The 13,283-nt window shown below is 75.6% G+C and carries 10 protein-coding genes, 1 tRNA gene and 3 pseudogenes; 4 read left to right on the top strand and 10 right to left on the bottom strand.

What is annotated here, in order from left to right; translation table 11 throughout:
• The first annotated feature begins 108 nt into the window (after nucleotides 1-108).
• Entirely contained in the window at nucleotides 109-735 is a 627-nt protein-coding gene (locus ACI8AX_RS09365; RefSeq protein WP_456549530.1) for a response regulator, read from the top strand.
• A 21-nt stretch (nucleotides 736-756) separates the two neighbouring features.
• Here ACI8AX_RS09365 and ACI8AX_RS09360 read toward each other — a convergent pair whose 3' ends face one another.
• From ACI8AX_RS09360 to ACI8AX_RS09350, 3 genes are all read right to left on the bottom strand, one after another.
• Complete coding sequence (locus ACI8AX_RS09360; RefSeq protein WP_456549529.1) at nucleotides 757-2,421, bottom strand: GAF domain-containing sensor histidine kinase; 1,665 nt, start codon at nucleotides 2,419-2,421, stop codon at nucleotides 757-759.
• Nucleotides 2,422-2,464: 43 nt separating this feature from the next.
• Complete coding sequence (locus ACI8AX_RS09355; protein WP_456549528.1) at nucleotides 2,465-2,878, bottom strand: universal stress protein; 414 nt, start codon at nucleotides 2,876-2,878, stop codon at nucleotides 2,465-2,467.
• A 67-nt stretch (nucleotides 2,879-2,945) separates the two neighbouring features.
• The gene (locus ACI8AX_RS09350; protein WP_456549527.1) at nucleotides 2,946-3,773 is read right to left on the bottom strand and encodes a putative protein N(5)-glutamine methyltransferase; all 828 of its coding nucleotides are present in this window, start codon (nucleotides 3,771-3,773) and stop codon (nucleotides 2,946-2,948) included.
• Between the two features lie 49 nt (nucleotides 3,774-3,822).
• Between ACI8AX_RS09350 and ACI8AX_RS09345 the strand changes: the two genes are divergently transcribed.
• A complete protein-coding gene (locus ACI8AX_RS09345; RefSeq protein ID WP_456549526.1) occupies nucleotides 3,823-4,476 on the top strand; it encodes a class I SAM-dependent methyltransferase in 654 nt (217 codons plus the stop codon).
• Between the two features lie 61 nt (nucleotides 4,477-4,537).
• On the opposite strand, the gene ACI8AX_RS09340 is transcribed toward ACI8AX_RS09345, so the two are convergent.
• Nucleotides 4,538-4,608, bottom strand: a tRNA-Gly gene (locus ACI8AX_RS09340).
• Nucleotides 4,609-4,682: 74 nt separating this feature from the next.
• Nucleotides 4,683-5,123 carry a hypothetical protein gene (locus ACI8AX_RS09335; RefSeq protein ID WP_456549525.1) on the bottom strand — a complete coding sequence of 147 codons (441 nt, stop codon included), beginning with the start codon at nucleotides 5,121-5,123 and terminating at the stop codon, nucleotides 4,683-4,685.
• A gap of 145 nt (nucleotides 5,124-5,268) precedes the next feature.
• Between ACI8AX_RS09335 and ACI8AX_RS09330 the strand changes: the two genes are divergently transcribed.
• Nucleotides 5,269-5,715 (top strand): SAM-dependent methyltransferase, encoded by a 447-nt coding sequence (locus ACI8AX_RS09330; RefSeq protein WP_456549524.1) that lies wholly within the window; start codon nucleotides 5,269-5,271, stop codon nucleotides 5,713-5,715.
• Here the strand turns inward: ACI8AX_RS09330 and ACI8AX_RS09325 are convergent.
• The 3 pseudogenes from ACI8AX_RS09325 to ACI8AX_RS09315 form a co-directional block, all read right to left on the bottom strand.
• Nucleotides 5,693-5,983, bottom strand: a pseudogene (locus tag ACI8AX_RS09325) (ATP-binding protein); the annotation flags it as partial. The gene ACI8AX_RS09330 and the pseudogene ACI8AX_RS09325 sit on opposite strands and share 23 nt — an antisense overlap.
• Nucleotides 5,984-6,220: 237 nt before the next feature.
• A pseudogene (locus ACI8AX_RS09320) lies at nucleotides 6,221-6,559 on the bottom strand (response regulator transcription factor); the annotation flags it as partial.
• A gap of 150 nt (nucleotides 6,560-6,709) precedes the next feature.
• Nucleotides 6,710-7,786 (bottom strand): annotated as a pseudogene (locus tag ACI8AX_RS09315) (sensor histidine kinase); the annotation flags it as partial.
• Between the two features lie 926 nt (nucleotides 7,787-8,712).
• Here ACI8AX_RS09315 and dcd point away from each other — a divergent pair.
• A complete protein-coding gene (dcd, locus tag ACI8AX_RS09310) occupies nucleotides 8,713-9,303 on the top strand; it encodes a dCTP deaminase (RefSeq protein WP_456549523.1) in 591 nt (196 codons plus the stop codon).
• Here the strand turns inward: dcd and ACI8AX_RS09305 are convergent.
• Both ACI8AX_RS09305 and ACI8AX_RS09300 read right to left on the bottom strand, forming a co-directional pair.
• Complete coding sequence (locus ACI8AX_RS09305) at nucleotides 9,269-10,591, bottom strand: MFS transporter (RefSeq protein ID WP_456549522.1); 1,323 nt, start codon at nucleotides 10,589-10,591, stop codon at nucleotides 9,269-9,271. The two genes, dcd and ACI8AX_RS09305, sit on opposite strands and share 35 nt — an antisense overlap.
• Before the next feature lie 150 nt (nucleotides 10,592-10,741).
• The gene (locus tag ACI8AX_RS09300) at nucleotides 10,742-13,039 is read right to left on the bottom strand and encodes a (Fe-S)-binding protein (RefSeq protein ID WP_456549521.1); all 2,298 of its coding nucleotides are present in this window, start codon (nucleotides 13,037-13,039) and stop codon (nucleotides 10,742-10,744) included.
• Nucleotides 13,040-13,283: the final 244 nt, after the last annotated feature.

Below are 13,283 nucleotides of genomic sequence, written 5' to 3'. Positions count from 1 at the left end.
GGTGATCGGGGTGTGCGCCCGACCTGCAGGCACTACTCTCCGTGACAAGCGTCGGTGTGACGCCCCTCACAGCGAGAGGCGGTGGCGGTGCCTGGCAGTGTGCCTCCCGTGCGGGTGTTCCTCGTCGACGACCACGAGGTGGTCCGCCGTGGCGTGGCCGAGGTGCTCGAGGACGACCCCGGCATCGTCGTCGTCGGCGAGGCCGGGTCCGCGACCGAGGCGCTGGCGCGGGTCCCGGCGGTCCGGCCCGACGTGACGGTCGTGGACATGCGGCTGCCCGACGGCGACGGCGCGGAGGTCTGCCGCCGGCTGCGCGACCGGGTGCCCGGCCTGCGCTGCCTGGTCCTGACCAGCTACGCCGACGAGGACGCCGTGGCCGCCGCGGTCGCGGCCGGGGCGGCGGGCTACGTGCTCAAGCAGGTCCGCGGGGCGGCGCTCGTCTCCGCCGTCCGCACCGTCGCCGCGGGCGGCACGCACTACGGCGTCGCCCCGCCCGAGCGGCCCGTGCCGCGCCAGCGCGACCCTGAGCGGGCCCGGCGGCTGGCCAGCCTCACCGAGCAGGAGCGCACCGTGCTGCGGCTGATCGGCGAGGGCCTGACCAACCGCCAGATCGGCGAGCGGATGGGGCTGGCGGAGAAGACCGTGAAGAACTACACCAGCCACCTGCTCGCCAAGCTCAACCTGGAGCGGCGGACGCAGGCGGCGATCCTCGCCACGGAGCTCCGGGACCGCTGACGGAGGTGTCGCGGCCGTCGCTCAGGGGAGGGGGACCGACCAGCGCACCGCCGTCCCCGGGGGGCCTCCGGTGACCACCATCCGGCCGCCGCGGCGCTCCGCCCGGTCGGCGAGGTTGGCCAGTCCGCTGCGTGCCTGGACCGGTGGCAGGCCGCGGCCGTCGTCGGTCACCACGACGGTGACCTCGCCGTCGGCCAGCACCTCGACGGTCACCCGGCGGGCGCCGGCGTGCCGCACGACGTTGGTCACCAGCTCGCGCACGACCGCCACGACGTCGTGCACCAGCTCGCCCGGCAGGTCCTCGGACCCGTCGCGGACCCGCAGGGCCACCCGCAGGCCCGACCCCTCGGTGACCGACCGCACCACCTCGCCCAGCCGGGTGCGGACGGCGGCCGGCGACCCACCGCCCTCCTCGTGCAGCTCGAAGATCGCGGCGCGGATGCGGGCGATCGTCTCGTCGAGCTCGTCCACCCGCTCGGCGATGCGCGCCGCCGCCTCGGGGGCGTCGGCCTCCAGGGACCGGCTGATGCGGTCCAGCGCCAGCCCGGTGGCGTAGATCCGCTGCACCACGTGGTCGTGCAGGTCGCGGGCGATCCGGTCGCGGTCGGCGGCCACCTCCAGGGCCCGCTCGCGGGCGCGGCTGCGCGCCAGCTCCAGCGCCAGGCCGACCTGGGAGGCGAAGGACGACGCGAGCTCCAGGTCGGCGGAGGTGAACGGCGTGGCGCCCTCGCGGCGCAGCGCCACCAACGTGGCGGGCGCCGGCCGGCCGGGCAGCGGGACGACGAGCCCCGGGCCGTAGCCCTCGGCCACGAGCTCGCGCACCACCGGGGCGTAGGGGCGGGTCTCGGCGGTGCTGGTGATCTCGTCGATGAGCACGGGCACGCCGGCGCGGTGGGCGGCGTACAGCCGGGTGCCGGCCAGCGGCAGCCGGACACCCTCGGCGTCGGCGCCGATCTCGCCCGCGCCGGCGATCACCGTGAACTCGTCGTCGGCCTCGTCCAGGGGGGCCAGCACCCCGCACAGCTCGGCGGAGGACAGCTCGGCGACGCGCTCGGCCACGTCGTGCAGCACCTGCTCGGGATCGGTGCCCGACAGCAGCGAGGTGGCCACGGCGGCGCCGGCCTGCGCCCAGGCCCGCCGCCGTTCCGCGGCCTCGGCGAGGCGGGCGTTCTCCACCGCGAGCCCCGCCGCCTCGGCGAGGGCCTGCACGACCTCCTCGTCCGCGGCGGTGAAGCCGCCGCCGTCCCGCTTCTCGGTGAGGTAGAGGTGGCCGAACACCGACGCGCCGGCCGACACCGGGACGCCCAGGAAGGAGCGCATCGGCGGGTGCCCGGGCGGCAGGCCGATCGAGGCGGGGTGTGCGCCGAGGTCGTCCAGCCGCAACGGCACCGGGTGGTCGACCAGCAGCCCGAGGATGCCCCTGCCCTCGGGCAGCCGGCCGATGCGGGCGGCGTCCTCGTCGCTCATGCCGACGACGACGAAGCGGTCGAGGCGGGTGCCGTCGGGTGTCAGGACGCCGAGGGCGCCGTAGGTGGCGCCCGCGTGCTCGACGGCGGCCTGGACGACGTCGTTCAGCGTCGACTCGAGCCGGTCGTCGGCGGTCGCGCCGCGGACGGCGGCGGCCGCGCGCACGGCCGAGGCGAGGCGGGTGGTGTCGGCCGGGACCTCGCCGTCGGGCGGGGTCACGGCCCGACCGGGAGGGGAGGACGACACACCGTGCAGGGGCCGCTCAGGCGCCGCGGGCCAGGCGGCGGACGGGGGGCCGGGGGACGGCGGGGCGCAGCAGCGTCTTGCCGGTGCCGGTCACCAGGACGAGGTCGCCGCCGCGGGCCGCGCCGGCCAGCGCCTCGAACACCGGGCGCTCCAGCACGGCCGTGCGGGCGCGGCCGTGCACGCCGGTCTCGGCGATGGCCCGCAGCACCTGGGCCTCCACGCGGGCGCGGGCCGCGGCGAGGACCGCCGCCTCCGGGCCCTCGTCGAGCACGCAGGCGGCGACGACGGTCGCCTCCCGCCGGGCGGCCTCGTGCAGGGCCCAGACGAGGGAGCGGTAGGCAGCGGGGGAGCCGTCGACGTCCACGAGCAGGGCCGGCGGACGGCGCCGCGGCCGCAGCTCCCCGAGCCGCAGCGGCTCCACATCCGTCATGGCGTCATCGTGACCGGACCGCGACCCTGGGTACAGGGACCAAGGGCCTGGCTGACCTGCGGGTTCCTCAAGCCGTCGGTGTTCCGGAACGCGGACGAGCCGATCGGTCACTCGGCGTCATGAGTCCCACGACCGCGGTGGCGTCCCGGTCCGCGTCGGCGTGCACCGCGGCCCGCAGGCCCGCCGCACGCACCGCTGCCGCCGTCCGCTCGGCCTGCGGGGCGCTGGTCTCGAGCACGAGGACCCCGCCGGGCGCGAGCCAGCCGGGTGCTCCCGCGGCCACGCGGCGGTGCAGGTCGAGGCCGTCCGGACCGCCGTCGAGCGCGCTACGGGGCTCGTGCAGCCGCGCCTCCGGCGGCATGAGCCCGATCGAGCCGGTCGGCACGTAGGGCGCGTTGACCACGAGCACGTCCACCCGGCCCCGGAGGCGGCCGGGGAGGGCGGCGAAGAGGTCGCCGCGGTGCGCCCGGCCGTGCCACGGAGCGAGGGTCCGGGCGGCGCACCGGACGGCGGCCGGCTCGAGGTCTGCGGCGTGCACCTCGACCGGACCGGGCGCCCGCGCGGCCACGGCGGCCGCGAGGGCGCCGGTGCCGCAGCACAGGTCGACGACGGTGCGCGGGTCGGGCACCGCGGCCAGCGCCAGGTCGACGAGCAGCACGCTGCGCTGCCGCGGCACGAAGACCCCCGGCTCCACCGGGACGCGCAGGCCGTCGAACCGCACCCAGCCGACCACCTGCTCCAGCGGCTCGCCCGCCACCCGACGGGCCACCAGGGCGGGCAGCGCGGCGGGGTCCGCGGTGGTCTCGAGCAGGACGGCGGCCTCCTCCTCGGCGAAGACGCACCCGGCCGCCCGCAGCGTCGCGACCAGCGCGTCGCGGTCGGGGCCGGAGGTCACCCGCGCAGTCTGGCCGACGCGGGGGTCGCGCGGCCGGGAGACTCGGGCCGTGCGCCCCGAACCCCACCCGGACCTCCGCCCCGACTTCCCGGCCGGCTTCTGGGACCGGGCGGACGAGAGCTCCGACGACCTCTTCTACCGGCCCCAGCGGCTGGTCACGCACATCGACGACCGGGCGATCGCGGCGGTCGGGGACCTGTACGCCGAACTCGGCATCGACGGCGGCGCCGGCCGGCCGCTGCGGGTGCTGGACCTCATGTCGTCGTGGGTCTCGCACTTCCGCACCCCGCCGGCCGAGCTCGTCGTCCTCGGGATGAACGCCGCGGAGCTGGCCGCCAACCCGGCCGCCACCCAGCGGGTGGTGCACGACCTGAACGCCGACCCGCGGGTGCCCCTGCCCGACGCCGACATGGACGCCGTCGTCTGCTGCGTGTCGATCGACTACCTCACCCGCCCGGTCGAGGTGCTCGCCGACGTCGCGCGGGTGCTGCGCCCCGGCGGCGTGCTGGCGGTGACCTTCTCCAACCGGTGCTTCCCGACCAAGGCGGTGCGCGGGTGGCTGCTCACCCCGGAGGGCGAGCGCGGCGCGCTGGTGGCCGAGCTGGTGCGCCGGACGGGCGGCTTCGAGGAGCCGGTCGTCGCCCTGCGGACGCCGCCCGGCTTCGGTGACCCGCTGTGGGCGGTGACCGCCGTCCGCGCGTGACGGCGCCGGAGACGACGAACGCCGGACCTGGTCGGTCGACCGGGCCCGGCGTGCGGTGCGGAGCGGGTGACGAGAATCGAACTCGCACTGTCAGCTTGGGAAGCTGATGTTCTACCATTGAACTACACCCGCGAGCGGCCTCGGGCCGCGGCGACCAGAGTAGCAAGCCGCCCGTCGCGAGCGGAGCCGGGTCGCACCCGATGGGGTCAGGTCCCCGGGGCCAGACGCTCGAACCGCATGTCCATCCAGGGCCGCCAGCCGCCGTCGGCCTCCCGCTCCCAGCGCGTGGTCATGACGTCGCCGCCGTCCCCCGTGCGGAACCAGCTGCGCACCCCGTCGCCGTGCAGCAGGAGCAGTCCCGGCTCCTCGCGGGTCAGTCGCATGACCCCGGGGGCGGCGGCCTCGTCGAAGGCGTACATCCACCAGCCGCCGGCGGGGTGTGCCCCGCCGATGAGCTCGTGCGCGAGCACCCGCTGCCCGCCCATGTCGACGTCGACGTCGTGGGCGATCCACCGGCCGCCGGGCAGCACCCCGTAGACGTCGGTGCCCGAGATCCGCTGCGTGACGCCGCCACCGTCGTCCAGCACGATCCCGGAGGAGCGCCACCGGCCGAGGACCGGCGCCAGCGGCGCGAGGGGGCCGGTCATGCCGCCGCCCGCCCGTCGGCGGTCACGTCCGGGGTGAGGGGGCGCACGCCGGACCTCCCGTCCCGGGCCGTCGCGTCCGGGCGGTCCGGACGGTGTGGACCCGTCAGGAGTGGAGACCGGCCCCGGGGGCCGAGATCATCGGTGGGTGCTCTCCGCGCGGCTCGCCGAGGTGGTCGCCGCGCTGCCCCTGCGGCCGGGGATGCGGGTGCTGGAGGTCGGCTGCGGCCCCGGTGCCGCGGCCCGTGCCATCGCCGCGCGGGTCCCGGGCGGGCACGTCCTCGCCGTCGACCGGTCGGCGACGGCCATCCGCCAGCTCGTCGCCGGCTCGGCGGCCGAGCTGCGCTCGGGGCGGCTCAGCGCGCGGCAGGCGGCGGTCGAGGAGTTCGAGCTCCTGCCCGGCGAGGAGCCCTTCGACCTCGTGGTGGCGATCCGGGTGGGGGCGCTCGACGGCCGGCACCCGGAGGCCGGGCGACGGGCGATGGCGCGGCTGGCCGCGGCGACCGTCCCCACCGCGCGGCTGTTCACCGACGGCGGCGACCCGCTGCTGTCACGGCCGATCCACCCGGCGGTCAGCCCCGGCGGGCGCGGATGAGCACGGTGGTGCCCTCGGCGCTCGGGGTCGCCGTCACCTCGGCGAACGCGCTCATCAGCATCGAGCCGCGCCCCCGGTCCATGCTCGGCACCCGCTCGCGCCACTGCCCGTGGTCGCGCACGCGGACGACGACCTCCGCCCGCCCGACCTCGACCGTCACCTCGACGACCGGCTCGGTGGGCTCCTGCGCGTGCTCGACGGCGTTGGTCGCCGCCTCGCAGGTGGCCAGCAGCAGGTCGTAGGCGAGGTCCTCGTCGAGGCCGCACTCGGCGAACAGCAGCCGCAGCCGGCGGCGCAGCGCGGGGATCGACGCCGTGCTGGAGGGGAACCGCCAGCGCTCGGAGCGCACGCCTGCCTCCGGCGGCGCCGCGGGGGCCGGCGGCGCGGCCACCTGGCGGGCGAGGGGGTCGCGCGGGCGCGGCGGGGAGGCCGGCGCGGGATCGGTGTCGACCGGCGGGCCGGGGCGGTGCTCGCCGGCCGGCTCCGCGTGCGGCGTGCCGGAGGCGCGGTCCAGGACCGCCCGGACGCGCGCGACCAGCTCCGCGGACTCGAAGGGCTTGGGCAGGTAGTCGTCGGCCCCGGCCTCGAGCCCCTCGACCGCGGCCTCCTGGCCGGCCCGGGCGGTGAGCATCACGACGGGCAGGGTCTGGGTGGCCGGCTCGCCCCGCAGCACCCGGAGCAGCTCGAAGCCGTCGACCACCGGCATCATCACGTCGGTCAGCACGAGGTCGGGCCGCTCCCGGCGGATCTGCTCCAGGGCGTCGCGGCCGTCGACCGCCGTCCGGACGGCGTGGTGCGGCGAGAGCAGCCGCGTGAGGTAGGCGCGCATGTCGGCGTTGTCGTCGACCACGAGCACCGTCGTCCGGTCCTCGCCGGGCGCGCCCGTCACCGGAGGTGCGGCGGCGTCGTCGTCCCAGGGCGTGAGGGTCGCGGCGGCCTCGGAGGGCGCCGGGGGCTCGGACGCCGCCGCGTCGGGCTCGCCGTAGGGCAGCGTGACGGTGAACGTGCTGCCCACCCCGGGCTCGCTGCTCACGGCCACCTCGCCGCCGTGCAGCCCGACCAGCTCGGCCACCAGCGCCAGCCCCAGGCCCGTGCCCTCGCGGGTGCGGGCCCGGCTGTCGGTGCCGCGGTGGAAGCGCTCGAAGACGTGCGGGAGCTCCCCGGCGGGGATGCCGACGCCGGTGTCGGCGACCCGCAGCACCAGCCGGCCGTCCTCGTCCCGCAGGGAGACGTCGATGCCGCCGACGAAGGTGTACTTGACCGCGTTGCTCACCAGGTTGAGGACGATCTTCTCCCACATCCGCGGGTCGACCGCGGCGGTGCGCCCCAGCGGGGGGCAGTCGACGGTCAGCCGGAGACCGGCCCGCTCGGCGGCGGCCCGGAGCACCCCCGCGAGCTCGGCGGTGAGGGCGGGGAGGTCGGTGGGGACGCGGACGGCGCTGCTCCGCCCGGCCTCGATGCTGGCGAACTCCAGCAGGTCGTCGACCAGCCGGCGCAGCCGCCGGCCGTTGCGCAGGGACATCGACAGGCGCTCGCGGACGTCCTCGGGCAGCCGGTCCCCGCTGTCGGCCAGGACGTCGGAGAGGGGCCCGAGCAGCAGCGTGACCGGGGTGCGCAGCTCGTGGCTGACGTCGGAGAAGAACGCCGTCTTGGCCCGGTCCAGCTCGGCCAGCTCCTCGGCGCGGGACCGCTCGGCGGCGTACGCCCGGGCGTTGACGACGGCGCCGGCGACCTGCCCGGCGAGCAGCTCGTGGAACGACCGGTACTCGGCGTCCAGGGCCCGGTTCGGGTTGACGCCGACGACCAGCGCGCCGACCGAGCCGCTCTGACCGCCCCCCGTCAGCGGCAGCACGACGGTGTCGGTCACCGGGTCGCCCAGCGGGCCCGGCTGGGCGCCGAGGGCCGCGACGGGGAGGTCCTGCAGCTCCGCGGGGTCCCCGACCGAGGCGGGCAGCCGCTCGTCGTCGCACCCGCAGGCGGCCACCCGCTCGAGGGGCCCCCCGCCCGGCGGCGCCAGCCACACGGCGGCGAACGGCACGTCCCCGGGGGCCTCGGCGATCGCCGCGCACATGCCGCGCACGACGGCGGCGTCGTCGTCCAGCCGGCCGCCGGAGGCGGCGACCCGGCGGAGCAGCTCCTGCCGGCGCTCGGCGAGCACCTGCCGGGTGACCTCGGTGCACACCGCGTGCATGCCGGCGACCTCGCCGTCGTCGCCGAACGCCGGGGCGTGGGAGACGGTGAAGTAGGCCTCCTCGCGGTACCCGGCGCGCTCCAGCGGCAGCAGCAGCTGGGGGATCCAGCTGGGCTCCCGGGTCGTGATGGCGTGCTCGACCGGGCCCTGCAGGGCCGACCAGCCCTCGGCGAGCGTCACGCGGAGGTCCTCGCCGATGGCGCCGGGGTGCTTGGCGCCGATCAGCTGCGCGTAGGCGTCGTTGTAGATCTGGGTGTACTGCGGGCCCCAGGTCAGGATCATCGGGAAGCGCGAGGCGAGCACGGTGCGGACGGCGAAGCGCAGGCTGGCCGGCCACGCGGACACCGGGCCGATGGGCGTGCGGGACCAGTCGAGGGCGGCCATGAGCCGGCCGTTCTCGCCACCACCGGAGAAGAGGTCGGTCCCCGTGGGGACGGCCGCGTCCTCCGCGCCCACGCACACCTCCGCACGCCTCCGGACAGACCACCGGCGACGGCCGCACCGGAAGGCGCCCGTCGCCGGGTGGTGGGCCCAGGGGTGGGCCGCCCCGTGATGCCCCGACCGTACAGGCGGTGCCTGGGAGCCGTCGGGTGGAGCGCGCGGTCCACCCGACGGGGGGACGCCGGGGGTCAGCGGCGCTCCTCGCCCGGGAGTGGGCCGGGAAGGAGCTCCCACCGGGCGCAGCTGCTCGGCCCCCGCCATCGGCCTTGCCGTCGCCATCGCCGTCTCGGCGCGCCGGTCCGCGCCCGGAGAGGCGCGGCCGAGGACCCAGGTCCCTGCTCGCGGGCGCTCCCTAGACTCCGGCCATGCTGCTGTCCGACCGCGACATCACCGCGGCGATCGCCGACGGGCGCCTGGGCATCGAGCCCCACGACCCGGGGCTGATCCAGCCGTCGAGCATCGACGTCCGGCTGGACCGGTTCTTCCGGGTCTTCAACAACGCCCGGTACACGCACATCGACCCCGCCTCGCAGCAGGACGACCTGACCACCCTGGTGGAGCCGGAGGGCGACGAGCCCTTCGTGCTGCACCCGGGGGAGTTCGTGCTCGGCTCCACCCTGGAGGTCGTCTCGATCCCCGACGACCTGGCCGCCCGGCTCGAGGGCAAGAGCTCGCTGGGCCGGCTGGGCCTGCTCACCCACTCGACGGCCGGCTTCGTGGACCCGGGCTTCTCCGGGCACATCACGCTGGAGCTGTCGAACGTGGCCAACCTGCCGATCACGCTCTGGCCGGGCATGAAGATCGGGCAGCTGTGCCTGTTCCGGCTGACCAGCGCGGCCGAGCACCCCTACGGGTCGGCGGTCTACGGCTCGCGCTACCAGGACCAGCGCGGCCCGACGCCGTCCCGCTCGTTCCGGAACTTCACGCGCGCCGAGACCCGTCGCCCGGCTCCCTGACCACCACGGGCGCCTCCCCGGCCGCCTCCACGACGTCCGGGGCGGGGGACGGCGACGACAGCGCCGTCCCGATCTCGTCCTCGACCAGCCGGGGCCGGGTCGAGACCCACCCGGTGGCGCCGAGGACGACCACGCCCGTGAGCACGACGACGAACATGCCGGTGTAGTCCCCGGTCACGCCGCGCAGCAGCCCGACCAGCAGGGGGCCGAGGCCGGAGAGCAGGTAGCCGACGCCCTGGGCGAAGGTCGACAGCGCCGCCGTCGACTCCGGCGAGCCGGCGCGCAGGCCGAAGAGGGCCAGGGCCAGGGGGAAGCTGCCCAGTCCGACGGCGAGCACGCTCATCCAGAGCACGGGCGCCGCGGCCGGCGCCGCCCACAGACCGGTCCAGGCGATCACGTAGGCGAGCAGCGAGGCGCCCAGCACCGGCCGCTGGAGCCGCTGCCGCGAGGCGAGCACGGGCACGATGCCGTTGAGGGGGATCGTCAGGACGGTGTTGAAGCCGAGCAGCCACCCGGCCGTGGCGGCCGACACCCCGGAGTCGCGCAGGTACTGCGCGGACCAGCCGATGACGACGTAGGCCTGCATCGCCTGCACCCCGAAGAACACCGCCAGCGCCCACGCCAGCCGGCTGCGCAGCAGGGCGCGCATCGGCACCGCGGCGTGCGCGCCGCGCGAGGCGCCCGGCCGCGCGGGGACGGCGAGCCACGGCAGGGCCGACACCACGGCCAGGACCGCCCACAGCCCCAGGCCCCAGCGCCACCCGTCGTCGCCGACGGCGGCGACCACCTGCTGCGGGACGACGGCCGCGACGGCGCCGCCGAGCCCCAGGGTGACGCCGTAGGCGCCGACCATGAGCCCGGCGCGGGTGGGGAAGTAGCGCTTCACGAGGCTGGGCAGCAGCACGTTGCCCAGCGCCCCGCCGGTCATCGCCAGCACCGTGCCGGCGAAGAAGGGCGCCGGCGAGCTCACCGACGACCGCAGGACCAGGCCGGCGGCCATCACCAGCAGCCCCCCGGCCAGCACGTGCGAGTCGCGGAACCGGGCCGACAGCGGCGGGCCGGCGAAGCCGATGAGGGCGAAGCAGAGCACCGGCATGGTGGTGAGCAGCCCGGCCGCCGCGCTGGTCAGCCCCAGCGCCGCCTCGACCTCCTCGAGCACCGGGCCGACGCTGCCCACCGCCGTCCGCAGGTTGAGCCCGGTCAGCACGATCGCGACGCCGACCAGCACCAGTCCCCGGCGAGCGGTGTCGGGGGTCTGCGGGGCAGTGCGGGCGGCGGTGCGGGTCACCGGTCGATGGTCCTCCGCCGCCCGACGGCGACCGCGACCGGGTCCTTTGCCCCGCTAAGCAGTCGTCGGCCGGAGACGCGCGACGGCGCGTGCCCCGGCGGGGGACACGCGCCGTCGTCGTGGTGCGGGGTGCGGCGTGCGGGGGTGCGGCTAGGCCTGCGGGCCGTGCTCCGTGGCCGCCGAGCCGGTGCCGGCGACGTCGTCGGCCTTGGTGCCGACGTCGGCCCCGGACTCCGTCCCGGGGGCGCCGACCGGCGCCATCGAGCGGAGCAGGATCTGGCTGACGTCGAGGACCTCGACGTGCTCGCCGGCCTCGCCGTTCTGCTTCTTGGACGTGAGGGCGTCCGACAGCATCGTGATGCAGAACGGGCAGGCGGTGGAGATGACGTCCGGGTCGAGGCCCAGGGCCTCCTCGGTGCGCTCCACGTTGATCCGCTTGCCGATCTTCTCCTCCATCCACATGCGCGCGCCGCCGGCGCCGCAGCAGAAGCCGCGGTCCTTGCAACGGTGCATCTCCTGCGTGGACAGGCCCTGGACGGAGTCGAGGATCTCGCGGGGCGGCGTGTAGACCTTGTTGTGCCGGCCCAGGAAGCACGGGTCGTGGTAGGTGATCTTGCGGTCCACCGGGGTGACCGGGGTGAGCCGGCCCTCCTCGATCAGCTGGCTGAGCAGCTGCGTGTGGTGCACGACCTCGTACTCGCCGCCCACCTGCGGGTACTCGCGACCGAGCGAGTTGAAGCAGTGCGGGCAGGTCGTGACGATCTTGCGCATCCCCGGCACGCGGCCCTCGAACACGCCGTTGAGCGACTCCACGTTCTCCTGGGCCAGCATCTGGAACAGGAACTCGTTGCCCATGCGGCGGGCCGGGTCGCCCGAGCAGGTCTCGCCCTCGCCCATCACCGCGAAGCGGACGCCGGCGGTGTGCAGCAGCTCGGCGACGGCCTTGGTGACCTTCTTGGCGCGGTCGTCGATGGCGCCGGCGCAGCCGACCCAGAACAGGTACTCGACGTCGTAGTCGAGCGGACCGTCGGCGACCTCGACCTCGAAGTCGACCTCCTTGATCCACTCGTTGCGGGTGCTCGGGCTGACGCCCCAGGGGTTCCCGCGGTTCTCCAGGTTGCGCATCATCACGCCGGCCTCCGAGGGGAAGCTCGACTCGATGAGCACCTGGTAGCGGCGCATGTCGTCGATGTGGTCGATGTGCTCGATGTCGACCGGGCACTGCTCGACGCAGGCGCCGCAGTTGGTGCAGCTCCACAGGACGTCGGGGTCGATGACCCCGCCCTCCTCGAGGGTGCCGACCAGCGGGCGGTGCGCCTGGGCGTCGTTGGTGCCCTCGATGCGGGCGTAGCCCGAGGCCCAGACCTGCTCGTCGCTGGGCTTCAGGATGTCGTAGTCCGGCGCGGTCTCGCTCGCCGTCTTCTCGCCCAGCAGGTACGGGGCCTTCGCGTAGAGGTGGTCCCGCAGGTCCATGATCACCATCTTCGGCGACAGGGGCTTGCCGGTGTTCCACGCCGGGCACTGGCTCTGGCACCGACCGCACTCCGTGCAGGTGGTGAAGTCGAGCATGCCCTTCCAGGTGAAGTCCTCGATCTTGCCGCGACCGAAGACGTCGTCCTCGCCGGGGTCCTCGAAGTCGATCGGCTTGCCGTTCGAGGTCATCGGCTGCAGCGGGCCCAGGGCCGGGGCACCGCTGGTGCCCTCGCGCTTGAAGTAGATGTTGAAGAACGCGCTGAACCGGTGCCAGGCGACACCCATGTTGAGGATCCGGCTGATGACCACGAGCCAGGTCAGCGACACGACGATCTTGATGAACGCGACGACCGACAGCAGCGTCGGGCTGTCGGGCAGCACGGTCGCCAGCGCGCCGGAGACCGGGTGCGACCAGCCGGGGGCGTCGGTCAGGTCGGAGGAGACCTTGAGTGCGCGGATCAGCAGGATGCAGACGCCGACGGTGAGGACGACGGCCTCGACGAAGTAGCCCCGGCCCTCGTTCGACCCGGCGAAGCGGCTCTTGCGGCCCTGGCGGCGCGGGTGGTCCCGCTGGCGCCGGTAGATCAGGTAGAGGATCCCCAGGATCGTCCCCGTGCCGATGATGTCGGCGAACAGGTTCCACAGGCTCCACTCGCCGATGAGCGGCAGGTGGAACTCGGGGTTCCAGACCTCGCCGAACGCCTCCACCAGGGTGAGGAACAGGCCGTAGAACCCGAGGAAGACGAACCAGTGGGCGACGCCGATGGCCGACCACTTGAGCATGCGGGTGTGGCCGAGCGACTCGACCACGAGGGTCTTCAGCCGCGGGCCGACCGGGCCGGACCGGCTGTTGTCCGGCTGGCCGGTCCTGATGATCCGGATCATCGCGCGCACCGCCCGATAGGCGAGCACGGACGCGACGATCAGGAACAGGACGCTGATCGTCCCCATGACGATCTGCAGCGGGCCTGTCATAGAGTGCTTCCCTCCCGGACGCCCGGCGGCGTCGGACGATCTCCGGTCCGCCCGGCGACGCCGAGGAGCGCCTCGCCGCCGCGCACCGGCCGGTTCCGGCCGGCGGCGGACCGCCACGGGCACCGCTGCCCGCACGCCTGCGCACGATAACGGCGCGCGCTCACGTTACTCGCCAGTAACCCCGGCCGCCGCGCGGAGCAGCAGTCCGGGCGTGACCCCTCTCACGCCCGCAGTGTGCGCCTGC

Source organism: Blastococcus sp. SYSU D00813 (assembly GCF_054050735.1).
This window is presented reverse-complemented; position numbering and strand designations above follow the sequence as displayed.